The organism is Faecalibacterium sp. IP-1-18, from assembly GCF_023347355.1.
GTDB classification, from domain to species: domain Bacteria; phylum Bacillota; class Clostridia; order Oscillospirales; family Ruminococcaceae; genus Faecalibacterium; species Faecalibacterium prausnitzii.
The window spans coordinates 1,403,705-1,424,386 of record NZ_CP094472.1; the positions used below are offsets into that span (position 1 = coordinate 1,403,705).

General features: G+C 59.5%; 19 protein-coding genes and 2 tRNA genes. 5 read left to right on the forward strand and 16 right to left on the reverse strand.

Annotation, left to right across the window (positions count from 1 at the left end):
* Nucleotides 1–5: 5 nt before the first annotated feature.
* Nucleotides 6–857: a polysaccharide deacetylase family protein gene (locus tag MTP43_RS06690; protein ID WP_117526216.1), complete on the reverse strand. Its 852-nt coding sequence runs from the start codon at nucleotides 855–857 to the stop codon at nucleotides 6–8.
* A 246-nt stretch (nucleotides 858–1,103) separates the two neighbouring features.
* Between MTP43_RS06690 and MTP43_RS06695 the strand changes: the two genes are divergently transcribed.
* From MTP43_RS06695 to MTP43_RS06705, 3 genes are all read left to right on the forward strand, one after another.
* Nucleotides 1,104–1,187, forward strand: a tRNA-Leu gene (locus MTP43_RS06695).
* 38 nt (nucleotides 1,188–1,225) lie between these two features.
* Nucleotides 1,226–1,305, forward strand: a tRNA-Leu gene (locus MTP43_RS06700).
* A gap of 382 nt (nucleotides 1,306–1,687) precedes the next feature.
* Nucleotides 1,688–3,541 (forward strand): sensor domain-containing diguanylate cyclase, encoded by a 1,854-nt coding sequence (locus tag MTP43_RS06705; protein WP_249235168.1) that lies wholly within the window; start codon nucleotides 1,688–1,690, stop codon nucleotides 3,539–3,541.
* Between the two features lie 69 nt (nucleotides 3,542–3,610).
* On the opposite strand, the gene MTP43_RS06710 is transcribed toward MTP43_RS06705, so the two are convergent.
* The 5 genes from MTP43_RS06710 to MTP43_RS06730 all read right to left on the reverse strand — a co-directional run bounded on the left by MTP43_RS06710 (nucleotide 3,611) and on the right by MTP43_RS06730 (nucleotide 11,078).
* The gene (locus MTP43_RS06710) at nucleotides 3,611–5,242 is read right to left on the reverse strand and encodes a CTP synthase (protein ID WP_005926426.1); all 1,632 of its coding nucleotides are present in this window, start codon (nucleotides 5,240–5,242) and stop codon (nucleotides 3,611–3,613) included.
* 99 nt (nucleotides 5,243–5,341) lie between these two features.
* Entirely contained in the window at nucleotides 5,342–5,920 is a 579-nt protein-coding gene (locus MTP43_RS06715) for an ANTAR domain-containing response regulator (protein WP_005926422.1), read from the reverse strand.
* Nucleotides 5,921–5,951: 31 nt separating this feature from the next.
* Nucleotides 5,952–7,271 (reverse strand): glutamine synthetase family protein, encoded by a 1,320-nt coding sequence (locus MTP43_RS06720; protein WP_005926419.1) that lies wholly within the window; start codon nucleotides 7,269–7,271, stop codon nucleotides 5,952–5,954.
* Between the two features lie 162 nt (nucleotides 7,272–7,433).
* The gene (locus MTP43_RS06725) at nucleotides 7,434–9,521 is read right to left on the reverse strand and encodes a glutamine synthetase III family protein (protein WP_005926416.1); all 2,088 of its coding nucleotides are present in this window, start codon (nucleotides 9,519–9,521) and stop codon (nucleotides 7,434–7,436) included.
* A 327-nt stretch (nucleotides 9,522–9,848) separates the two neighbouring features.
* A complete protein-coding gene (locus tag MTP43_RS06730; RefSeq protein WP_005926410.1) occupies nucleotides 9,849–11,078 on the reverse strand; it encodes a class I SAM-dependent rRNA methyltransferase in 1,230 nt (409 codons plus the stop codon).
* A gap of 110 nt (nucleotides 11,079–11,188) precedes the next feature.
* On the opposite strand from MTP43_RS06730, the gene MTP43_RS06735 reads away from it, so the two are divergent.
* Together MTP43_RS06735 and MTP43_RS06740 are read left to right on the forward strand one after the other, a co-directional pair.
* Entirely contained in the window at nucleotides 11,189–11,677 is a 489-nt protein-coding gene (locus MTP43_RS06735; RefSeq protein ID WP_005926407.1) for a CYTH domain-containing protein, read from the forward strand.
* A 77-nt stretch (nucleotides 11,678–11,754) separates the two neighbouring features.
* The gene (locus tag MTP43_RS06740; protein WP_005926404.1) at nucleotides 11,755–12,306 is read left to right on the forward strand and encodes a rhomboid family intramembrane serine protease; all 552 of its coding nucleotides are present in this window, start codon (nucleotides 11,755–11,757) and stop codon (nucleotides 12,304–12,306) included.
* Between the two features lie 212 nt (nucleotides 12,307–12,518).
* Here the strand turns inward: MTP43_RS06740 and MTP43_RS06745 are convergent, their stop codons facing one another.
* From MTP43_RS06745 to cobT, 10 genes are all read right to left on the reverse strand, one after another.
* Nucleotides 12,519–13,121, reverse strand: coding sequence for a Type 1 glutamine amidotransferase-like domain-containing protein (locus MTP43_RS06745; RefSeq protein WP_005926401.1), 603 nt, complete (start codon nucleotides 13,119–13,121; stop codon nucleotides 12,519–12,521).
* A 151-nt stretch (nucleotides 13,122–13,272) separates the two neighbouring features.
* Complete coding sequence (locus tag MTP43_RS06750; protein WP_097783862.1) at nucleotides 13,273–13,947, reverse strand: precorrin-8X methylmutase; 675 nt, start codon at nucleotides 13,945–13,947, stop codon at nucleotides 13,273–13,275.
* Nucleotides 13,944–15,440 (reverse strand): cobyric acid synthase, encoded by a 1,497-nt coding sequence (locus tag MTP43_RS06755; RefSeq protein ID WP_113621007.1) that lies wholly within the window; start codon nucleotides 15,438–15,440, stop codon nucleotides 13,944–13,946. Before MTP43_RS06755 ends, MTP43_RS06750 begins: the two co-directional genes overlap by 4 nt.
* Entirely contained in the window at nucleotides 15,437–16,486 is a 1,050-nt protein-coding gene (cobD, locus tag MTP43_RS06760) for a threonine-phosphate decarboxylase CobD (RefSeq protein ID WP_249235189.1), read from the reverse strand. Before cobD ends, MTP43_RS06755 begins: the two co-directional genes overlap by 4 nt.
* Nucleotides 16,486–17,436, reverse strand: coding sequence for an adenosylcobinamide-phosphate synthase CbiB (gene cbiB, locus MTP43_RS06765; protein ID WP_249235169.1), 951 nt, complete (start codon nucleotides 17,434–17,436; stop codon nucleotides 16,486–16,488). Before cbiB ends, cobD begins: the two co-directional genes overlap by 1 nt.
* The gene (locus MTP43_RS06770) at nucleotides 17,433–18,032 is read right to left on the reverse strand and encodes a histidine phosphatase family protein (protein WP_249235170.1); all 600 of its coding nucleotides are present in this window, start codon (nucleotides 18,030–18,032) and stop codon (nucleotides 17,433–17,435) included. Before MTP43_RS06770 ends, cbiB begins: the two co-directional genes overlap by 4 nt.
* Nucleotides 18,026–18,352: a bifunctional adenosylcobinamide kinase/adenosylcobinamide-phosphate guanylyltransferase gene (locus MTP43_RS06775; protein WP_249235171.1), complete on the reverse strand. Its 327-nt coding sequence runs from the start codon at nucleotides 18,350–18,352 to the stop codon at nucleotides 18,026–18,028. Before MTP43_RS06775 ends, MTP43_RS06770 begins: the two co-directional genes overlap by 7 nt.
* Nucleotides 18,349–19,101: an adenosylcobinamide-GDP ribazoletransferase gene (locus tag MTP43_RS06780; RefSeq protein WP_249235172.1), complete on the reverse strand. Its 753-nt coding sequence runs from the start codon at nucleotides 19,099–19,101 to the stop codon at nucleotides 18,349–18,351. The genes MTP43_RS06775 and MTP43_RS06780 overlap by 4 nt, the downstream gene beginning before the upstream one ends.
* On the reverse strand, nucleotides 19,098–19,619 hold the full coding sequence (locus MTP43_RS06785; protein ID WP_005926375.1) for a bifunctional adenosylcobinamide kinase/adenosylcobinamide-phosphate guanylyltransferase: 522 nt from the start codon (nucleotides 19,617–19,619) through the stop codon (nucleotides 19,098–19,100). Before MTP43_RS06785 ends, MTP43_RS06780 begins: the two co-directional genes overlap by 4 nt.
* The gene (gene cobT / locus MTP43_RS06790; protein WP_117526214.1) at nucleotides 19,613–20,677 is read right to left on the reverse strand and encodes a nicotinate-nucleotide--dimethylbenzimidazole phosphoribosyltransferase; all 1,065 of its coding nucleotides are present in this window, start codon (nucleotides 20,675–20,677) and stop codon (nucleotides 19,613–19,615) included. Before cobT ends, MTP43_RS06785 begins: the two co-directional genes overlap by 7 nt.
* Nucleotides 20,678–20,682 lie beyond the last annotated feature (5 nt).

The window sequence follows — 20,682 nt, forward strand, 5'->3', positions numbered from 1 at the left end:
GCGCATTACCCCAGCGGCAGCGCCTCGGCTACGGTCAAAAAGGTGTAGCCGTTGTCCGCATACCACCGGATGATGTCCGGCAGCGCCTCGGCGGTGGTGTGGGTGGTGGCAGAATCGTGCATCAGCACCACGCAATGGGGCTGCTCGCCGGTCTCCCGCACCACATTGCGGTAGATGGTATCCGCACTGGGGTGCCCGCCCACGGCGTCCTCGGCGCAGACGTTCCAGTCCACCCACTGCCAGCCGCGCTGCTCTACCTCGGTTTTCAGCTGCGGCATCAGCCCCTTGCCACCGTAGCGGCGGCTTACGGTGTTGGTGCTGCCGCCGGGAAAGCGCAGGTACCGGATGCTCTCAGCGTCCACATAGGGCGCAATGCGCTGTTTCAGCAGGGCGATGTCCTTCCAGTAGGCGGCGCTGCTGCGGTAGATGTCGCTGTATTCGTGGGAGGCAGAGTGCAGCGCGATCTGATGCCCGGCGGCAGCAGCCTGTGTGAGCAGGGGCAGATATTTCTCATTGTAGCCGGTGGCCACCACAAAAAAGGTGCCGTGCACCCCGGCGGCATCCAGCGCCGCCAGCACCTCCGGGGTAGTCTTGCTGGGGCCGTCGTCAAAGGTCAGGCAGACCCATTTTTCCGGCAGGGAAGGGGCGGCGGGCGTACCGGCATCGGATGTAGCCACCGCCGGTGCAGCAGGGGAAAAGGGCGAAAAGTCCGGCGCGGCGGTCAGCTCGTTCAGCTTGCAGCCCACCGGCGCGCGTGCCGGCACCAGCCACCCCGCCGCAAACGCTGCCAACGCAGCCGCCAGCAGCCCGCCCCATAGCCCGATGCGCCCGCCGGCGCGCTGCACAAATTGCTTCATATACAAACCCCTCCTTTGCTCTGGGCGCAGTGCCGCAGGCACACTTTCCGCGTACAAATGACCTGTGCAATTGCCCGCAAGGCTGCTTTTGCGCGCGCTGCGCTGCTATTATAGATATGAAGCATAAAAAAACTTATGAGAAACAAAGAAACCACTTGACGAATGGCCGGAAATATGTTACTATATCCAAGCAGTCCGCACCAACGGTTTTCTACCTCAAAAACCGGAGAACTGTATAACAGGTATGCGAGGGTGGCGGAACTGGCAGACGCGCACGTTTGAGGTGCGTGTGGTTTATCCTTGGGGGTTCGAGTCCCCTCCCTCGCACCAGAAGGCAAGTCGGTTTTTGACTTGCCTTTTTTCTATGAGCAGAAGTGGTGGAATGGCAGACACGCTGGTTTTAGGCACCAGTTCCTAGTGAGTGAGGGTTCAAGTCCCTTCTTCTGCATAACGTGAAAAACCGCATGAATACTGGAAAATCCGGTGTTCATGCGGTTTTTTGTATTTGCGGCTTGTCAAATACTATCGAATACTAACCGATATTTGCACTTACTTGCTATCCGAAAGTCTGCAAAAAGTCTGCAAGCTTTACAGGGCAACTCTGCGTGAATCGCCTTTGAAATGACACGAATCGCCCCATGGATGTGTTGACAGGCTTTTTTGCGGTATGGTATAATGTTATTAGGGATAGTGTCGGTTTATACGGGCGCTGACACGCAGCGGTTGTACACTTTTTGCAAAAAGCTGTGCACGATGCTTTGGCATAAAGCCTTTGGAAGAACGTATTGTGAAGGGGTTTGGCTGCGGGGCAGTCGGGGGAAATTGACCTTATGAAGAACAAACGAAAAAATATACTGCTCATAGCAGGGATGCTGCTGGCGCTGCTGGTCGGCATCCTTGCTTACAGTGCCTATACCCAGAAGCAGATCTATCAGGAAAGCACGGCAAACCTGCTTTCCTCCTATGGGCAGTCTGCCAAGACCTTTACCATGTTTGCGCAACGCAACTGGAACATCCTGAACGACTGGGACAGCTACCTGGGCACCCTTGCGGAGCTGGGAGAGCAGGAGGGGCAGTGGCAGGAGTATATCGCCCAAAAGGCTACCTGGCAATATACGGATTTTTATCTGTTCAACGAGCAGTGCGAGTTCTGGACCACCGCCGGGCGGCAGGGCACAGCAGAGTACATGAAGGCGACTTTTGAAAAGCTGTATACCGAAAACAAGCCAGTGATCTCCAGCTATATCTCCAGTCAGGGCATCCGCAAGATCCTGTTTGCCATCCCAATGGAGCAGCCGCTGCAGTTGGACGGCACTACCTATACGGCGCTGGTGGTCAGCTACGACAACGCCGTGCTGGAAAAGCTGCTGGGCAGCATGGTCTATGAGGGACAGAGCGATTGCTATATCGTGCGCTCAAACGGCGATGTGGTGCTTTCCACCGAGACAAAGACCGAGATCACCGAGCAGATGACCAACCTGTTTGATTACTTACAGCAGAACGCCAGCGTGGATCAGCCTTACTTTGACACCATGGTGCAGACCCTGCCGCAGGGCGGCGAGGGCTGCGTGCTGTACACGTTGAACCGGCAGAAATATTATCTGATCTATCAGCCGCTGGGGCTCATGGATTGGAGCATCATCGGTATCGTGCCCACCGGGGTGGTGGATGCCGGGATGCGCCGGGTGCAGGTGGCTACCATTCTGGTCATTGCACTGCTGGGGCTTCTGATCATGGCAGGCGTGATAAAGATCCAGCGTGACGCAGAGCGCAACCGCCGCCGGGAGCTGGAGCGCCGCCGGGAAAAGAGCGATATGATGTTTGCGGGCATGGCACGCGTTGTGGAGCGTTTTGCAGTGTGCGATCTGGACCGCGACCGCTACCAGTATCACGAGCGGCGCGGAGAGCCGCTGTACCAACCGGAGGGCTCTTACCAGCAGATGCTGGAGCAAATATCGCGCAAGTATGTAGTTCTGACCGACAGCGAAAACGCCAAGATCCCCCAGATGCTGGCCCCGGAAAACCTGCGCAGGCTCATCAAAACGGACAACGACTCCCTCAAGCTGGAATATGCCGCCCGCGATAAAAGCGCGTTTTTCATGATGACGGTCGTTCCCATGGCGTGGAAGGAAAATCGCCTGACCCGTGTGATGATGATCGTGCAGGATATGGGCAAGCAGCACCTGCTGCAAAGCCTTGCCAACACCGATGGCCTGACCGGTCTGCTGAACAAGCGCTACTTCGACCGGGTACTGACGGTGCTGGAGCAGCACAGCCAGCCTTTTGCGCTATTTTATATGGACTTGGATCGCTTCAAGCCGGTCAACGATACCTACGGCCATGATGTGGGCGATAAGCTGCTGAAGGGCGTTGCCCAGCGGCTGCAGGGATGCATCCGCAGCCGGGACTACGCTTTCCGTCTGGGCGGCGACGAGTTCGCCCTGCTGCTGCTCGGTCCGATGACGCAGGAGACCTGCGCCCGCAAGATGGACATGATCTGTGAGATGATCGCCGTGCCCTACGAGATCGACGGTAACGCCGTAAGCGTGGGTGCCAGCTGCGGCTACGCCCTGTACCCCGCCGAAAGCGTGGACGTGCAGCAGGTGCGTTGCATCGCCGACCAGCGGATGTACGAGAATAAGCAGGCAAACCACGCCAGACAGGACGGCGCGGAAGGCATTTAAAATCGTCTTACATAAAGCAAGGCCGCAGCACGGTATTTTGTGCTGCGGCCTTGCCGTTATATTATGCTATTACAGATGCAGCATATCCCGCTGGGCGGCAGCGCGGTAGCGCAGCGCAGCGGCGATAAAGCCCTTGAACAGGGGATGTGCGCGGTTGGGACGGCTCTTGAACTCCGGGTGGAACTGTGCACCCAGATGGAAGTCGCGGCCGGGCAGCTCCACAGTCTCCACCAGATGGCCGTCCGGGCTAGTGCCGGAGATGACCAGCCCGGCGTCCTGCATCTCCTGCCGGAAGTCGTTGTTGAACTCATAGCGGTGGCGGTGGCGCTCCCAGATCTCGCTCTCGCCGTAGCACTCGGCCATCTTGGTGCCGGGCGCCACCGTGCAGGGGTACTTGCCCAGACGCATGGTGCCGCCCTTGGGGATATTGCCCTGCTGGTCCGGCATCAGGGAGATGACGTTGTGGGCACCGTCCGGGGTGAACTCGCTGGAATTAGCGTCCTTGTAGCCCAGCACATTGCGGGCAAATTCAATGACCATGATTTGCATACCAAGGCAGATGCCAAAGCAGGGAACACGGTTCTCGCGGGCGTACTGGGCTGCCTGGATCATACCCTCAATGCCGCGGTCGCCAAAGCCGCCGGGCACGATGATGCCGTCCACATCCGCAAAGGCTTCTTTGCAGGCGGCCTGATCGGTCAGATCCTCGCTTTCCACCCAGCGGATTTCCACCTGACTGTCATTCTCAAACCCGGCATGATATAGGCTTTCCATCACCGAGAGATATGCGTCGTGCAGCTTGACATACTTGCCCACCAGTGCAATGGTGCAGGTCTTGCTGCGGGTGGCAATGCGGGAGACCACCTGCTTCCACTCGGTCAGGTCGGCAGGGGGAACATCCAAGTGCAGCTGATGCACCACAACATCGTCCAGACCGTTGGTGTGCAGCATCAGCGGGCACTGGTACAGGCTCGGCATGGTCAGGTTCTCAATGACGCACTCGGGCTTGACATTGCAGAAGGTGCTGATCTTGCGGCGGATATCGCTGCCCACGCTGCCGTCTGCGCGCAGAATGATGATGTCGGGGCTTACGCCCATGCCCTGCAGCTCCTTGACCGAGTGCTGCGCGGGCTTGGATTTGTATTCGTCCGAGCCGGAGATGTAGGGCACCAGCACCACATGGATGTAGCAGCAGTTCTCCCGTCCCTGCTCCAGACCTACCTGACGGATGGCCTCCAGGAAGGGCTGGCTCTCGATATCGCCGGTGGTGCCGCCGATCTCGGTAATGACCACATCGGCTTCGGTAGAGGAGGCCAGATTATAAATGTAGCTCTTGATCTCGTTGGTGATGTGAGGGATAATCTGCACCGTCTGTCCCAGATAAGCGCCCTGACGCTCCTTGTTCAGCACGTTCCAGTACACCTTGCCGGTGGTCAGGTTGGAGTACTTGTTCAGATTTTCGTCAATGAAGCGCTCGTAGTGTCCCAGATCCAGATCGGTCTCGGTGCCGTCATCGGTCACGAACACCTCGCCGTGCTGCAGCGGGCTCATGGTGCCCGGGTCCACGTTCACATAGGGGTCCAGCTTCTGGCTGGCCACCTTTAGGCCGCGGCACTTCAAAAGCCGACCCAGAGATGCAGCGGTAATGCCCTTGCCCAGACCGGAGACCACGCCGCCGGTCACAAAAATAAATTTTGCCATAAAAATATACCTTCCTTTGTTGTAGAATAAAACTTTCCCATAAAAGGCACGCTCCCGGCGCACCCCTTTCCCTGCGGGTGCGGGGCGAAGCCCTGCTTTTTATTCGCTTCTGTCAGCGTATTCCTCCAGCACCTCCTGCGCCACCTCGGCGCGGTCGCGGCGGGTGTCCATAGCCTGTTTTTCAAGGTAGCGGTGCGCTTCGGCCTCGGTCATGTGGGCGTGCTCTACCAGACAGCACTTTGCCCGGCTGACCAGCCGCAGCTGCCCGATCTTGTCCTGCAGGCGGGCGTTCTCCTGCCGCAGACGCTGCAAGCGGTGGTTGCTGGCAGCCGCCATGTGCATGGCCTGCAAAAACAACGGGGTGGTGAAGGGTTTGCTCAGCAGCAGCACCCCCTGCTCGTTCAGGGGGGCAAGCAATTGCTCAGCCTGTGCGGCCTTTACCAGAAAGACCACACCGGCATCAGTCTGCTCCACAGCGGTGATGCACAATTCGTGCCCGAACTCATCGGGCAGGGGAGCGTTGACCACGATCAACTCAAAATCAGATTCCGACATTCTGCGCCGTGCCTCGGCTCCGCTGGGAATGATCACCGGGCGGCTGTAACCCATCTCGGACAGCCGCGCGGCAATATATTCGTTGGAGTTGGCACCGGCGCTTACGATCAGTGCGCGTCCCATTCCGCACTCCTTTCTCCTGCGCTGGCAGGGATCAGATGGCGTTAAAATAGTAGACGCGCTCGTGCTCGGCCCGGTCAGGCGCACTCCGCAGTGCGGCGCAGCGCTTGAGCTCCTCCGAGAAATAGCGTTTAGAAAGCCCCTCTGGCAGCACCCGGCGCAAGAACTCGCTCTCCTCGGCCACCTGCACCGCCTCCTCAAGGGTGGCGGGCAGGGTCTCAAGCCCCAGTCCCTTGGCTTCGGCGGCATCGAACAGGTTGCGGTTCACCGGCGGCTGCAAGACCATGTGCTGCTCAATGCCGTCCAATCCGGCGGCAAGGATCAGGCCAATGGCCAGATACGGATTACAGGCGGGGTCCGGGCTGCGCAGCTCCATGCGGCAGTTGTCGCCCTTGACCATGGGAATGCGCACCAGCTGGCTGCGGTTCTGACGGCTCCAGCTCACATAGCGGGGCGCTTCGTCACAGCCAAAGCGCTGGTAGCTGTTGGGCAGGGGATTGGTGAACGCGGTCAGTTCTCGGCTGTGGGCCAGCACACCGGCCATAAAGCTGCCTGCTACGCTGTCCGGGGCAATATCGCCCTCAAACAGGTTTTTGCCGTCCATGTAAAGCGAGAGGTTGATGTGCAGCCCGCTGCCGGCCTGCTGGGGCAGGGGTTTGGGCAGAAAGCTGGCGTGCAGACCATTGCGCATGGCAATGGCACGGACGATCTGCTTAAAGGTCATCACGTTGTCGGCGGTTTTCAGCGGCCCAGCGTAGCGGCAGTCGATCTCGTTCTGGCCGTTGCCGCTTTCGTGGTGGCTGTGCTGGGGTGCCATACCCATCTGCTCCATGGTCAGGCAGATATCCCGGCGCAGATTTTCACCCGCATCCAGCGGCGCAACGTCAAAATATCCGCCGAAGTCAATGGGAATGCAGGTAGGGTGGCCACGGTCGTCCTTTTCAAACAGATAAAACTCGCACTCGGTACCCACGTTGCAGGTAAGCCCCAGCTTTTTGAATTTGCGGTTCACATCCCGCAAAAAGCCACGGCAGTTGCCGCTAAAGGCTGCGCCGTCCGGCTTTTCCACATCGCAGAAGAACTGCATCACTCGGCCCTCGGTGGGACGCCACGGCAGGATGGTCACGGTGGAAAGATCCGGCCGCAGTACAAGGTCGCTTTCCTCAACGTGCATAAAGCCCGCAATGGAACTGCCGTCAAAGCACACGCCCTCTTCCAGCGCCTTGGACAGATTGCTAGCCAGCACGGCAATGTTCTTCTGGGTGCCAAAAATATCACAGAAGGCAAAGCGCACAAATTTGACGTTGTTGTCCTCCACGAAATCCAGAATATCCTGTTGGGTGGAATAGCTCATAAATAACCCCCTTACAAAAACTGCATTTCAAATAAAACGCCCAAAGGCCTGCCCTCAAAAAGGGAGCAGGTCTTTGGGCTGGTGTAAGAAATAGGAAAAGGAGAATGGCTAATTGATCCGGCAGCCGGCGGATGCTTATTTTTTTACGCTGTCAGGAGATTATCAGACGTAGTAAAGCATCTTGCTGTAGCTGGGCAGAGGCCAGTAATCCTCGCCGCAGATAGTCTCGGCATCGTCGGCAGCGGCACGCAGGGCATCCATCACCGGGAGAACGTTATCGTGGAAGGCAACGGCCTTCTCGCTCTCGGTGGGCAGTGCCTTGGCGGCATTCACGGCATCCTGCAGGGTGTCGATGGCATCGCTCATGGCATCGGCGTCAGAAGAAAGCTTTTCCAAAGTCTTGGTCTCGCTGCGCACGCTGATGTGCTCGCTGACAGCCAGCTTGGAGGCGGCGGTATTGGCAACCTCGCTCATGTAGGCGTTGATGGCGGGCAGCAGCTGCTTGCGGGCCATCTCCAGCATGGTCAGAGCCTCAATGTTGATAATCTTGGAGTAGTGCTCCATCTCGACCTCGTAGCGGCTTTCCATCTCCACCTTGGTCAGCACGCCGAACTCCTCCATCAGCTGGATGTTCTTGGGCTCGACCAGTGCGGGCAGAGCAGCGGGGGTATTCTTCTTGTTGGGCAGACCGCGCTTGGCTGCCTCGGCCTCCCACTCGGCGGTATAGCCGTTGCCGTTGAAGATGACGCGGCGATGGTCGCGGATGGTGCGCTTGATCAGAGCGATGGCTGCACTGGTAAAGTCCTCAGCACCTTCCAGTTCGTCGGCGTAGCCCTTCAGCTCCTTGGCGACAGCGGTGTTCAGGATGGTGTTGCAGTCGCTCAGGTTCTCGGCAGAGCCGGGCATACGGAACTCGAACTTGTTGCCGGTGAAAGCGAAGGGAGAGGTACGGTTGCGGTCGGTGGTGTCCTTGCTGAACTTGGGCAGAACGTCCACGCCCAGATCCATCTTCATCTTGACGGGGCCGGCATAGGGAGAATCGGATGCGATCGCATCGATGACAGCTTCCAGCTCCTCGCCCACGAAGATGGAGATGATGGCCGGAGGTGCCTCGTTGGCGCCCAGACGGTGATCGTTGCCCGGGGTAGCCACAGAGGTGCGCAGCAGGTCAGCGTACTCATCCACAGCCTTGATAACAGCGGCCAGGAAGATCAGGAACTGCAGGTTCTCCATGGGGGTGTCGCCGGGGTCCAGCAGGTTCTCGTGGGTGGTGCTCATGGACCAGTTGTTGTGCTTGCCGCTGCCGTTCACGCCTTCAAAGGGCTTCTCGTGCTGCAGGCAGACCAGACCATACTTGGGTGCGATCTTGCGCATCATTTCCATGGTCAGCAGGTTGTGGTCGATGGCTACGTTGGTGGTATCGAAGATGGGAGCAAGCTCGTGCTGGCAGGGAGCCACCTCGTTGTGCTTGGTCTTGGCGGGCACGCCCAGCTTCCACAGCTCCTCGTCCAGCTCCTTCATGAACGCAGAAACCTCGGGACGGATGACACCGAAGTAGTGCTCCTCCAGCTCCTGACCCTTGGCAGAGGGAGCGCCGAACAGGGTGCGGCCGGTGAGAATCAGATCCTGACGTGCCTCGTAGTCCTCCTTCTTGACAAGGAAGTACTCCTGCTCGGGGCCGACGGTGGTGGAAACGTAGTCCACATCCTTGCCGAACAGCTTCAGGATGCGGACGGCCTGACCGGACAGTGCGTTCATGGAACGCAGCAGGGGAGTCTTTTTATCCAGAGCCTCGCCGGTGTAGCTGACGAATGCGGTGGGGATGCACAGCACGTCATCCTTCACAAAGGCGTAGCTGGTGGGGTCCCATGCGGTGTAGCCGCGTGCCTCACAGGTGGCGCGCAGACCACCGGAAGGAAAGGAGGATGCATCGGGCTCGCCGCGTACCAGCTCCTTGCCGGAGAACTCCATGATGGCGGTGCCGTCGCCCACAGGGCTGACGAAGCCATCGTGCTTCTCGCTGGTGATGCCGGTCAGGGGCTGGAACCAGTGGGTGTAATGGGTGGCACCCAGCTCCATAGCCCAGCGCTTCATCACGCTGGCAACGACGTTTGCCACCTCGATATCCAGCGGAGCACCCTTGTGCAGGGTGTTCTTCAGGCTCTTGTAGGTAGCGCTGGGCAGGCGCTCCTTCATAACGTGCTCATTAAAGACCTTGCTGCCGTAGATCTCCATAACATTTGCTGCCATAAATCCTACTCCTTACTTGATCTTACTTTTTTCTTTCGCCTTGGGTCTGCCGCAATGCAAAAACCCAAAGCTTGCTTACATCTTAACAAAAACGGCGCTGCGAGTCAGGAGGTGACCCACAGCGCCGTTGCTGTCTATGGCTAAAATTATAGTCCTTGCGGGCAAAAAAGGCAATTGACAAAACTGACGATTCTGCACAAACACGATCTCGGATTTTTGGAATAACCGCGATTGGTATGACTTTTGCATCGAAAAAGCCCCCTTCAGGACGGCTTTCTCCGGCTGAAAGGTGCGCAGCGCGCGGCAATTGTTCTCATTGTAAAAGCATCAGATGACCTGAAACAGGAAAAACTTGAGGTAGTTTGTCTCCGGCACGCCCCACAGAATGGGGTGATCCGGTGCCTGCTGCTTTACCTCGATCTGCCGCAGCTGCCGGTGAGCGTCCTTGGCGGCGGCGCGCAGCATCTTGATGAACAACTCCTCGGTGGCAAAGTGGGAGCAGCTGGCAGTAGCCAGATACCCGCCCCGGGGCAGCAGCTTCATGGCGCGGTAGTTGATCTCCTTGTAGCCGCGCATGGCATTCTCCACCGTGCGGCGCGCCTTGGTAAAGGCAGGAGGATCCAGAATGATGAAGTCGTAGGGGCTGCCCTCCTTTTCCAGCCGGGGCAGCAGGGCAAAGGTGTCCTCGCAGAGGAAATCCATGTTGTCGAGGCCGTTGCGTTCGGCGTTGCGCTTTGCCATGGCAATGGCCTCGGCGCTGATGTCGGCAGCAGTCACCCGGGCAGCCCCGCCCTTGGCAGCGTTCAACGCAAAGCTGCCGGTATGGGTAAAGCAGTCCAGCACGGTGTGCCCGGCGGCAAGGCGTGCCACAGCCCGGCGGTTATACTTCTGGTCAAGGAAAAAGCCGGTCTTTTGCCCGTTTTCAAAGTCTACATGGTAGTACACGCCGTTTTCACAGATCTCGGTCTGGGTGGTTTCCGGGTGGCTCTCGCCGGGCAGGGCAAACCAGCCTTTGTTTTGTTCCAGCCCCTCCTTGGCACGCAGGGCTTCATCGTTGCGCTCATAGATGCCGTCAATGGTCTGTCCGTCTGCCCGCAGCACTTCAGCCAAAAGCGGGAAGAGCACCGGCTTCAGCCTTTCCATGCCCACGCTCAGGGTCTGGGTGACCAGAACATTGTTGAACCGGTCCACCGTCAGGCCGGGGAACTGGTCTGCCTCGCCAAAAATGAAGCGGCAGGCGGAAAGGTCGGCAGGCTCCAGCACCGTTTTGCGGTAGGCCCATGCGTACTCCACCCGGCGGCGCCAGAAGGCAGTATCAAAGGTATCGTTGGCGTTGCGGGAAATGAGCCGCACCCGGATCTTGCTTTTCAGCGAGAGAAAGCCGGTGCCGAGATAGGCACCCTTGGGGCTGACCACATCCACCAGCGAGCCGTTTTCCGGCGTGGTGCCGGGGGCTTCCAGAATATCGTTCTTGTACACCCAGGGGTGCCCGCCCACCAAAAGCCCTTCGGCGTGCTTGTTGACTTTATATACAGGATAAGTGCGTTCGCTTTTCATAAAATGCTCCTTCAACTAAGAATGCGCAAAATGATGCTTGTTCTGCTCTTTATCATAACATAAAAATATGGTAGAATAAATACAAAATTTTGCGGAAGGAAGAAAACGCTATGGAGATCGAACGCAAATGGATGGTGACCGGCTGGCCGGAGGGGCTGCCCCTTGAGGAAGAATTTACCATGCGGCAGGGCTATATCAGCGTGCAGCCCACGGTGCGCATCCGGGAGGAAGCACTGACCGGCGGCAGCACCGACTATATCCTCTGCTTCAAGTCCGCAGGGGGCTTGGCACGGGAGGAGATCGAGCGCAGCATCGACAAAGACCTGTTTGTGCAGCTGGAGGAAAAGATCATCGGTAAACCCCTGATCAAAAAGGTGCGCCGGAGCTACCGCCTGCCGGACGGCGCGGTGCTGGAGGTGAACCATGTGGACGAGGGCCTGCCCACAGCATTCTGGTACGCCGAGGTGGAGTACCCCACGGTGGAAGCCGCGCTCAGCTGGCAGCCTGCGGCCTGCGGCCTTGTGGCGTACCTCAACGATGAAGTAACGAACCAGCCCGGCCAAAGCATGGGTGCATACTGGGTGCAAACCAGAGGGTAACGCCGATAATACTGTGAAGGGAATGACTGCTTACGAAAAAGATCAAGCTGAAACTGGAACTCCAGTATAACTCGCCGGTGATCCTTACCTTTTTTCTGCTGTCCATGCTGGTGCTGCTGGCAGACGGCTGGACGAACGGCTGGAGCACCATGAACCTGTTCTGTGTGTACCGCTCCTCGTGGCGGGACCCACTGGGCTACATCCGGCTGTTCGGCCATGTGCTGGGCCATGCAAACTGGGAGCATTTTCTCAACAATATGCTGCTGCTGTTGGTAGTGGGCCCGCCCATGGAGGAGAAATACGGCAGCATCCCGCTGCTCAAGGGTATTTTGTTTACCGCGCTGGTCACCGGCGTGCTGCAATGCATCCTATTTCCCCACACGGGGCTGCTGGGGGCGTCCGGCATCGTGTTCATGCTTATCATGCTCTCCTCGCTGGCGGGCTTCTCCGGCGGCATCCCGGTCACCATGCTGCTGGTGGCGGCGCTGTACTTCGGTCAGCAGGTGTACGATATCATCTTTGTGCACGATAACGTGGCAAACTTTATGCACATCGTGGGCGGTTTGTGCGGTACCGCCTTCGGCTATTACTGCGCCCTCCATCGCCGCCCTGCGCGCAGCCGTAGATAAAAGAGAAGAATTATGGATAAAAACGGGATACCGGAACGTCTGCAGACGCTCCGGTATCCCGTTTTTACGAGAAAGAGAAATAATGAGTGCAGCAAACTGGAACTTGTCGGGGCAAAGCCCCTCCATCTTGCTACGCAAGACCGTTCTGTCGCTTGAAAGCCCCACTGGGGCTTTCATTGTTCCGCTTCGCTCCACAAACGCGAATTTTCAAATTAGTCTTTGCAAATAACCTTTGAACCTTCACCATCAATTACAATTCCCTGACGGTTGTTAATTGGGCATAGATTCAAATCCGAAAACTCAGTCATTATTTTCTCGGTAACTTTCTTAAATGGTGCTGTAAGATAATGCGGAAGAACATAGAAATCAATCAAATCAAGCCCTGCATCATCTTCTTGTGAGTAGTCCTCCGGCTTTTCATCCATTTGCTCGATATATTGGATGCTTGGAGCGCATATAATCGCACCTGCCGATTCACCAATCATCAGTTTTCCTTTTGCCAATTCTTTCTTCAACAGCTCATCCGTTCCCGTTTTACGGAGCTGGTCTATAAGGAAAAAAGAATTTCCGCCGGTAAAATATATCACATCCGCATCTTCAAAAACAGACTGTATCGTTGAATAAGCCTCCGTTGAAATATCAATTTCAGTTACGATTGCTCCCAACTTTTTGAATGATTTTCGAGCCGAGCCGACATAACCGGTGTAGCCTTCACGCAGCGAAGCTGTTGGAATAAATGCGATTTTTTTATTTTCAATTTCTTCCTTTATCAGACTTCCTACACTTGAAAAGTGCGAACATAAAAACAGTTTCATCAATATTCTCCTTTATATATAAATTTCGATTTGTTGAACTAAGCCGAGTATACCATACCAGCCAATGAAAGAATACCCCTCTAGGGGAGAATTGGCTGAAAAAGCGTTCAAAGTGCGCCGCAGAGCACTTTGAACGCGAACAATAAAAATATTATTTCCATCCCCGGTCGGTGGGGTCCAGCATCCCGGCGGCGGAATACACCAGCGCGTTGCAGATGGCAGCGGCAACATTGCTGCCGCCCTTACGCCCCATGGCCACAATGGCGGGCACGCCGTGGGCGGTGCACACCTCAAACAGCCGCTCCTTGCTTTCCACCACGTTCACAAAGCCCACCGGCACGCCGATGACCAGCGCAGGGCGCAGCCCGGCGGTTTCAATCAGGTCGGCAATGGTCAGCAGCGCCGTGGGTGCGTTGCCCACCGCAAGAATGGCACCGGGGTGTTCGGCGGCGGCTCTTTGCATGGACGCCACCGCCCGGGTGGTACCGTTGGCTTTTGCCAGCGCGGCTACCTCCGGGTCGGCCATGTAGCACAGCGCTGTGCCGCCCAGCCGCGCAAGCCCGGGCTTTGTAATGCCGGAAAGCGCCATGTTGGTGTCGGTAACGATGGGTGCAGCGGCTTGCAGCGCCGCCACCCCCGCCGCCACCGCGCCGGGGGTAAAGCGCAGATTGCGGGCGTAGTCAAAATCGGCGGTGGTGTGGATGACCCGCTTGACCACGGCGGCAGTCTCCGGCGGCGGGGTCAGACCCATTGCGTCCAGCTCTGCGGTGATGATGGAAAGGCTCGTCCGTTCAATGTCGGCGGGCAGATGGTGTTGCGGTGTCATAGGGTGTTCCTCCCTTCCAGTCCCATGGCGGCGTACAGGGCGTTCATGTCCAGCGCCCGGCGCACGCCGTCGGCCAGCAGGTCAAACTGCTGCTGCCGGTACTCCTGCATGGAGAGCAGCGGCGCACTGGCAGGGGAGATGTCCTTGCGGCTGCACAGCAACTGCACCAGCTTTTCGGTCAGCTCCCCGGTATCAAACAGGCCGTGCAGATAAGTGCCCGCCACGTTGTCCTTTACGCAGCCCTCGGCGCTGCCGTCTGCAAGGCGGCAGAAGGGCACGCCCTGCACAGCGGTGCGCCCGGTATGGATCTGGTAGCCGGTCAGCACTGCCCCCGCCAGCTGCGGCGCGGTGACGGTGGCAGTATCCTGTGTGCGGTGCTTGGCGTCCGTAAACACAGTCTGGATGGGCAGCAGCCCCAGCCCGCGCACGGTCTGGCTGCGTCCGCTCTCGGTGCCCTCGGGGTCGGCAAGGGTCTCGCCCAGCATCTGGTAACCGCCGCACACGCCCAGCACCGGTGTGCCGGAGGTTGCCAGCTTCTGTACCGCAGCTTCCAGCCCGCATTGCCGCAGCCAGAGCAGGTCATCGATGGTGTTTTTTGTGCCCGGCAGAATGACCACGTCCGGTGCGCCCAGCTGCCGGGGGCTTTGCACATACCGCACGCTTAGCAGCGGGTGCTGCTCCAGCGGCATAAAATCTGTAAAATTGGAGATATGCGGTAGCCGCAGAATGGCAGCATCCAGCGGCTTGACGGCGGTGTTGCTTTCCAGTCGGGAGGAGAGGGAGTCCTCGTCCTCGATGTCCACCCGCAGGTAGGGCACAACGCCCAGCACCGGCAGATGGGTCTTTTCCTCCAGCATGGTAAGGCCGGGCTTCAGGATGGCAGCATCGCCTCGGAACTTGTTGATGACCAGCCCCTTGATGCGTGCCCGCTCGGCGGGTTCCAGCAGTTCCACCGTGCCGTACAGCTGCGCAAACACGCCGCCCCGGTCGATATCTCCCGCCAGCAGCACCGGTGCATCCACCAGCTTTGCCAGCCCCATGTTGACGATATCGTCCGCCTTTAAGTTGATCTCTGCCGGGCTGCCTGCACCCTCGATGACGATGATGTCTACCTCTTCGGCCAGACTGTCGTAGGCGGCTAAAATGTCCGGGATCAGGCTCTTTTTCAGTTTGAAGTAGGCGGCTGCGGGCATCTGCCCACGCACCTCGCCGTTCACGATGACCTGACTGCCTACATCGCTGCTGGGTTTGAGCAGAATAGGGTTCATGCGCACATCCGGTTCCATGCCGGCGGCCTGTGCCTGTACCACCTGCGCACGCCCCATTTCCAGCCCATCCCGGGTGACAAAGCTGTTCAGCGCCATGTTCTGGCTTTTAAAGGGGGCTACCCGGTAGCCGTCCTGTGCAAAAATACGGCACAGCGCGGTGCACAGCAGGCTTTTGCCCGCCCCGCTCATCGTGCCCTGCACCATGATACATTTTGCCCGGCTCATGCAAGCACCTCCTGTAAGGTTTTTAAAAGCTGCTGGTTTTCCGGCGCGGTGCGCACGGCGGTGCGGTACCAGCTGCCGTCCAGTCCGGGGTAGTTGCCGCAGCTGCGCAGCACGATGCCGCGCTGCCGCAGGGCATCGCCCAGTGTTTCCGGCGCTTGGAACAGCAGATAATTCGCGCTGCCATCCAGCACCCGCAGCCCCAGTGCGCGCAGCCCGTCCCGCAAAATGGGACGCTGCTGCGCGATAAGTACCTGCACCCGGGCTACATAGGCGGTCTCGTCCAGCGCTGCCAGCCCCGCCGCCTGTGCAAGGCTGGAAACTGCCCACGGCTGCCCGGCGGCCTGCATCTTATCCAGCAGAGCGGTGTTGCTGCACAGGCAGTAGCCCAGCCGCACTCCGGCCATGCCGTACAGCTTTGTAAAAGCTTTCAGGATGATGAGGTTCGGGCTTGCCAGAAGCTTTTTGGCAGACAGCACCTCACTTTGCGGCAGAAAGTCCAGAAAGCACTCGTCCACCACCAGCAGCGCACCGCAAGCTTCGCACCGGCGCAGCAGCGCCTCTACCAGTGCTAGCGGCGTCAGCTGCCCGGTGGGGTTATTGGGCTGGCAGAGGAATACCATGTCGGTGTCCTCGTCCACTGCGGAAACAAACGCCTCGGTCAGCGCAAAATCATCGCTTTCCCGCAGGAAATGCCGCCGGACGGTGCAGCCTGCCGTTTCCAGCGCGGCGGCATACTCCGCAAAGGTAGGGGCGGGCAGCAGCGCCGTGCGGGGCTTTGCCGCCCACACCAGACGGAAGATGAGGTCTGCCGCGCCGTTGCCGCAGAGGATGTGCTCCATGGGCACCTTCTCGTGCACTGCCAGCTTTGCCCGCAAAGCGCGGCAGAGAGGGTCGGGGTAGCGGTCGGCGGTGGCAAGCGCGGCAGTAATGGCCTTTGCCACTCCCTCCGGCAGTCCCAGCGGGCTGACGTTTGCAGAAAAGTCCAGCGCATCCTGTCCGTACTGCGCCCGGTAACCGGCCCAGTCGCCGCCATGTACCAGCTGCATCATAAAATACCTCGTATCAATAGCCCAAGCGCCAGCGCCAGCAGGCTTTCGGCGTACATCATGCGGTCCGCGCGGCGGATATCCTCCGGCTCAATGGGACGCACGGCATCGCCGATGGTGGGCTTAGGGTAGTATTCACCAAAATAATAGGCGGGCCCGGCCAGCTGCACGTTCAGTGCACCGGCGCAGGCGCTCTCGGTCTGGGCGCTGTTGGGGCTGGCGTGGTTGCGGCGGTCCCGCCGCCAGATGCGCCACGCATTGCGGGCATCGTTGCCGGTCAGGGCGGCAGCGGCTACCCACAGCAGGGCGGCAATGCGGCTGGGCAGGTAGTTGGCAATATCATCCAGCTTTGCCGCTGCACGGCCAAAATAGAGATACTGCGTGTTTTTATAGCCCACCATGCTGTCCATGGTGTTGATGGCTTTATAAGTAAGCGCCAGCGGTGCGCCGCCCAGCAGCATATACAACAGCGGCGCGATTACCCCGTCGCTGGCGTTTTCGGCAACTGTTTCCACAGCCGCCTTGGTCACGCCTTCGGCGGTCAGCGCTGCGGTATCTCGTCCCACGATGCGGCTCACGGCAGCGCGGGCGGCAGGCAGGTCGGGCTTTGTCAGCTCCCGGTAGACGTTCATACTCTCCTGCACAAGCCCCTTTGCCGCCAGTGCCTGCCCGCACCAGAACATCTGTACTGCCAGCCCCAGCAGCGGGTGCAGGGCGGCGGCTCCCATGCAGACAAGGCTTGCAAGCGCAAAGGTGCCCACCGGTAAGCAAAAGGCCAAGATGCGCCCGCCCCAAAGCTCGCCCTTTGGCGTTTTGGGCAGGCGGGCACGCAGCCCTTTTTCCAGCGCAGAGATGGCCTTGCCCATGTACACCACCGGATGCGGTAGCCACGCAGGGTCGCCGAAAACGGCATCCAGCACAAAGCCGCCCAGTACCGCGTAGCCGATCATTCCCGCGCCTCCTTTGTGTACTGTACGGTCTTTAAAAGATGCAGTACCCGCTTTGTCGCCCAATCCCGGGCGTCCAGTACAAAGCCGCCGGCGTTGGGGGCGCACCATTCGTAGTAATCCTTGTGGGGCAGGGCATAACGCTCCATGGCAGCCATCTGGGTGCCGCCGTGGGCTAAGATGACCAGCATCTCCTCGCCATCCGCAAGGCTTTTATCCACCAGCGCAGAAAAGGCCGCGCAGATACGCTCACAAAAAGCAGCCTTGGTCTCGCCGTCCGGGCAGGGGCTTTCGCAGTTGGCGGCTACCCATGCAAGGTAGTCCGGGTCGTGCTCCATTTCAATATAGTTTCTCCCCTCAAAGCTGCCAAAGCACATCTCTTTCAGCCCGTCTATTTCCACAAGCTTTGCACCCGGGAACAGTACCTCGGCGGTCTGCCGGGTGCGGCAAAGGGAAGTGATGTACACGGTCTTGGGGGAAATGTCTGCCCGGCACAGCATAGCGCGCCCGGCGGCAGAAAGCGGGATATCCCGCTGCCCCTGATAGCGCTTTTCGGCGTTGTATTCGGTCAAGCCGTGACGCAATAAATAGATCAGCATTCCGGCAATTCTCCTTTCAAAACGGTGGGGATGCCGCAGAACATCTGCACCACACACGCAGCACGCGCCGCCAGCAGACAGGCCAGCCGTCCGGCGTTTTCCCGCGCGGCACGCTCGGCCGGGTCTATGGGCACCACACCGCTGCCCACCTCGGTGGACAGCACGATATCATAAGCGGATAATTTGTCCGCGAGTTTCTCAAGTTCAGCGTTGTCTTTGCACCCGGCGGCAAGCTGCTGCGCATCCGCGATGCAGCGGCCGGGCAGGGTGCGGGCAAAGGTGCGTTTGCCGCTGTAAAGCGGCCCGGTAATAAAAATCATAACAGCCCTCCCCATTGGCAGGCGCACAGCGCCGCCAGCATCCAAAGCTCAGTCTTTTGCAAAAACCACCCGGCCAGATCGCCGGTAATGCCGCCCAGCTGCTGCACGGCTACATGGTGATACCACAAAAACAGCAAAATTGCAGCTGCTGCCAGTGCCCCGCCGCCCAAAGCAAGCAGCGCCCCGCAAAGCAGCACTGCCAGCACTGCCAGCACATTGCGCACAGCGGTGCGGTCGGCGGCAGTGGCAAAGGTGTGGGCAAGACCGGTGTTTTTCGCCATGGGAAAGGCCGCCACCGCAAGGCCGGAAAATGCCCGTTCCAGCACCAGCGCCAGCGTCCACAGCGCACCCACCCGGGGCGTGAACTGCACGCAGGCGGCAAGGCAGAGATAAGCCGCAAAATAGCTGCACAGCCGGATGACCGCAAAGGCACCGCAGTGCGGGTCTTTTAAAATTTCCAACTTCTTTTCCCGGTCGCCGTAGCTGGCAAGGGCGTCACAGGTGTCGGCGTAGCCATCCAGATGGATGCCGCCGGTCACCCACACCGGCACAAGGCAGAACCCTGCCGCCCGCGCTGGTGCGGGCAGGGGCAGCACCCCGCACACGAACCACAGCACCCCGCATAAAAGCCCCACCAGCGGGAAAGCGCACAGCGCATACCGCATATTCTTTTCGTTCCACGCAAACTGCGGCACCGGCACCGCCGAAAACATGGCAAAGGCCACCGCAATGGTCTGCAAAACGATCATTTTTCCACTCCTTTATAATAGACAGGGATGCCGCACACCACCCGCACTACGGCGTCTGCCCGGGCGGCAAGGGCGTTGTTCACCCGTGCCAGCGCCAGCAGATAGCGGTCGGTATCCCCGGCATAGTCCGCGCCGCCGCTGAATACCTCGTTGGAGACAACGATCAAGTTTTCGCACTGCGCGGCAAGGCTCTCCAGCCCCTGCAAAATGTGCTCGGCGGCGGCATCGCCCGCTCCGGCGGGGTCGTACAGCTCGTTGGCGGTCAGGTTGCCCAAGTCCTCCAGCAGTGCGGTACCCCTGCGGGGCAAATGCACCGTCTCTAAATGCAGCGGGCACTCGAGGGTCTCAAACTGCTTTGCAGCGCGCATTTTGCGGTGCTTTTCCACCCGGGCGGCGCACTCGGCATCCCACACCTGCATGGTGGCCAGATAATACCGCGGCAAAGCACTGCGCAGCACGAGAGCTTCGGCGTATTCGCTTTTGCCGCTGGCAGCGCCGCCCAGTACCAGCGTCAGCATTGGGGCGTATACGGCGCAATGCCGCCCTCCGCAAAGGAATAGCACCCCTCGTACACCGCCAGCGCCATGTCCCACAGTGGGATACTGGCCACTGCGCCGGTACCCTCGCCCAGATGCAGCCCGGCGGTAAGCAGGGGCGTTTTGCCCAGCGCGTCCAGCACCAGCCGGGCGGCAGGCTCGGTGGAGCAGTGGCTGGCAAACACGGCCTTGGCCGCTGCCGGGCACAGCCGCACGGCGCACAGCGCTGCCACCCCGCTGATGAAGCCATCCATCAGCACGGGCACACCCGCCAGCGCCCCGCCCAGGAACATCCCGCACAGACCGGCGATATCAAAGCCGCCCAGCTTGCTCAGTACGTCCAATACGTCATCGGGGTCGGGGGCATTGCAGGCAATGCCCCGCCGGATGGCCTCCACCTTGCGGGCAAGCCCTGCATCGGAAAGCCCTGCACCGCGCCCAGTCATGGTCTGTACCGGCTGTGCCAGCAGCACGGCAGCAACAGCGCTGGAGGTGGTGGTGTTGCCAATGCCCATCTCACCGGTGGCCACAAGCCCGTAGCCCTCGGCGGCAAGCTGCCGGGTCAGGGCGATGCCCCGGCCAATGGCCTCCACTGCCTCGGCGCGGGTCATGGCAGGGCCTTTGGTAAAGTCCGCAGTCCCGGCGGCAATGCGGCAGTCCCGCACGCCGGGTACGGGCGCACCGGCAATGCCCAAATCCACCGGCAGCACATCGCAGTGCGCCGCCTGTGCCATCCTGCATACGCTGGTGCGCCGCGCAGCAAGGTTCTCGGCTACGGCGCGGGTCACGCTCTGGTCGGTCTGGCTTATGCCCTGCGCCACCACGCCGTTGTCTGCACAGAGCACCGCCACCGCCCGGCGGGAAAAATCAAACTGCGCCGTGCCGGTCAGCGCAGCGGCATCTTCCAGCAGGGTCTCCAGTGCGCCCAGCCCACCCAAGGGCTTGGCAAGGCTGGCCCAGTGGGTATGGGCGGCGGCGCGGGCGGTTTCGTCCGGCGGGGTGATAGCAGCAAGCAGCTGCATCAGTTCAGCTTCGGTCATTTTTG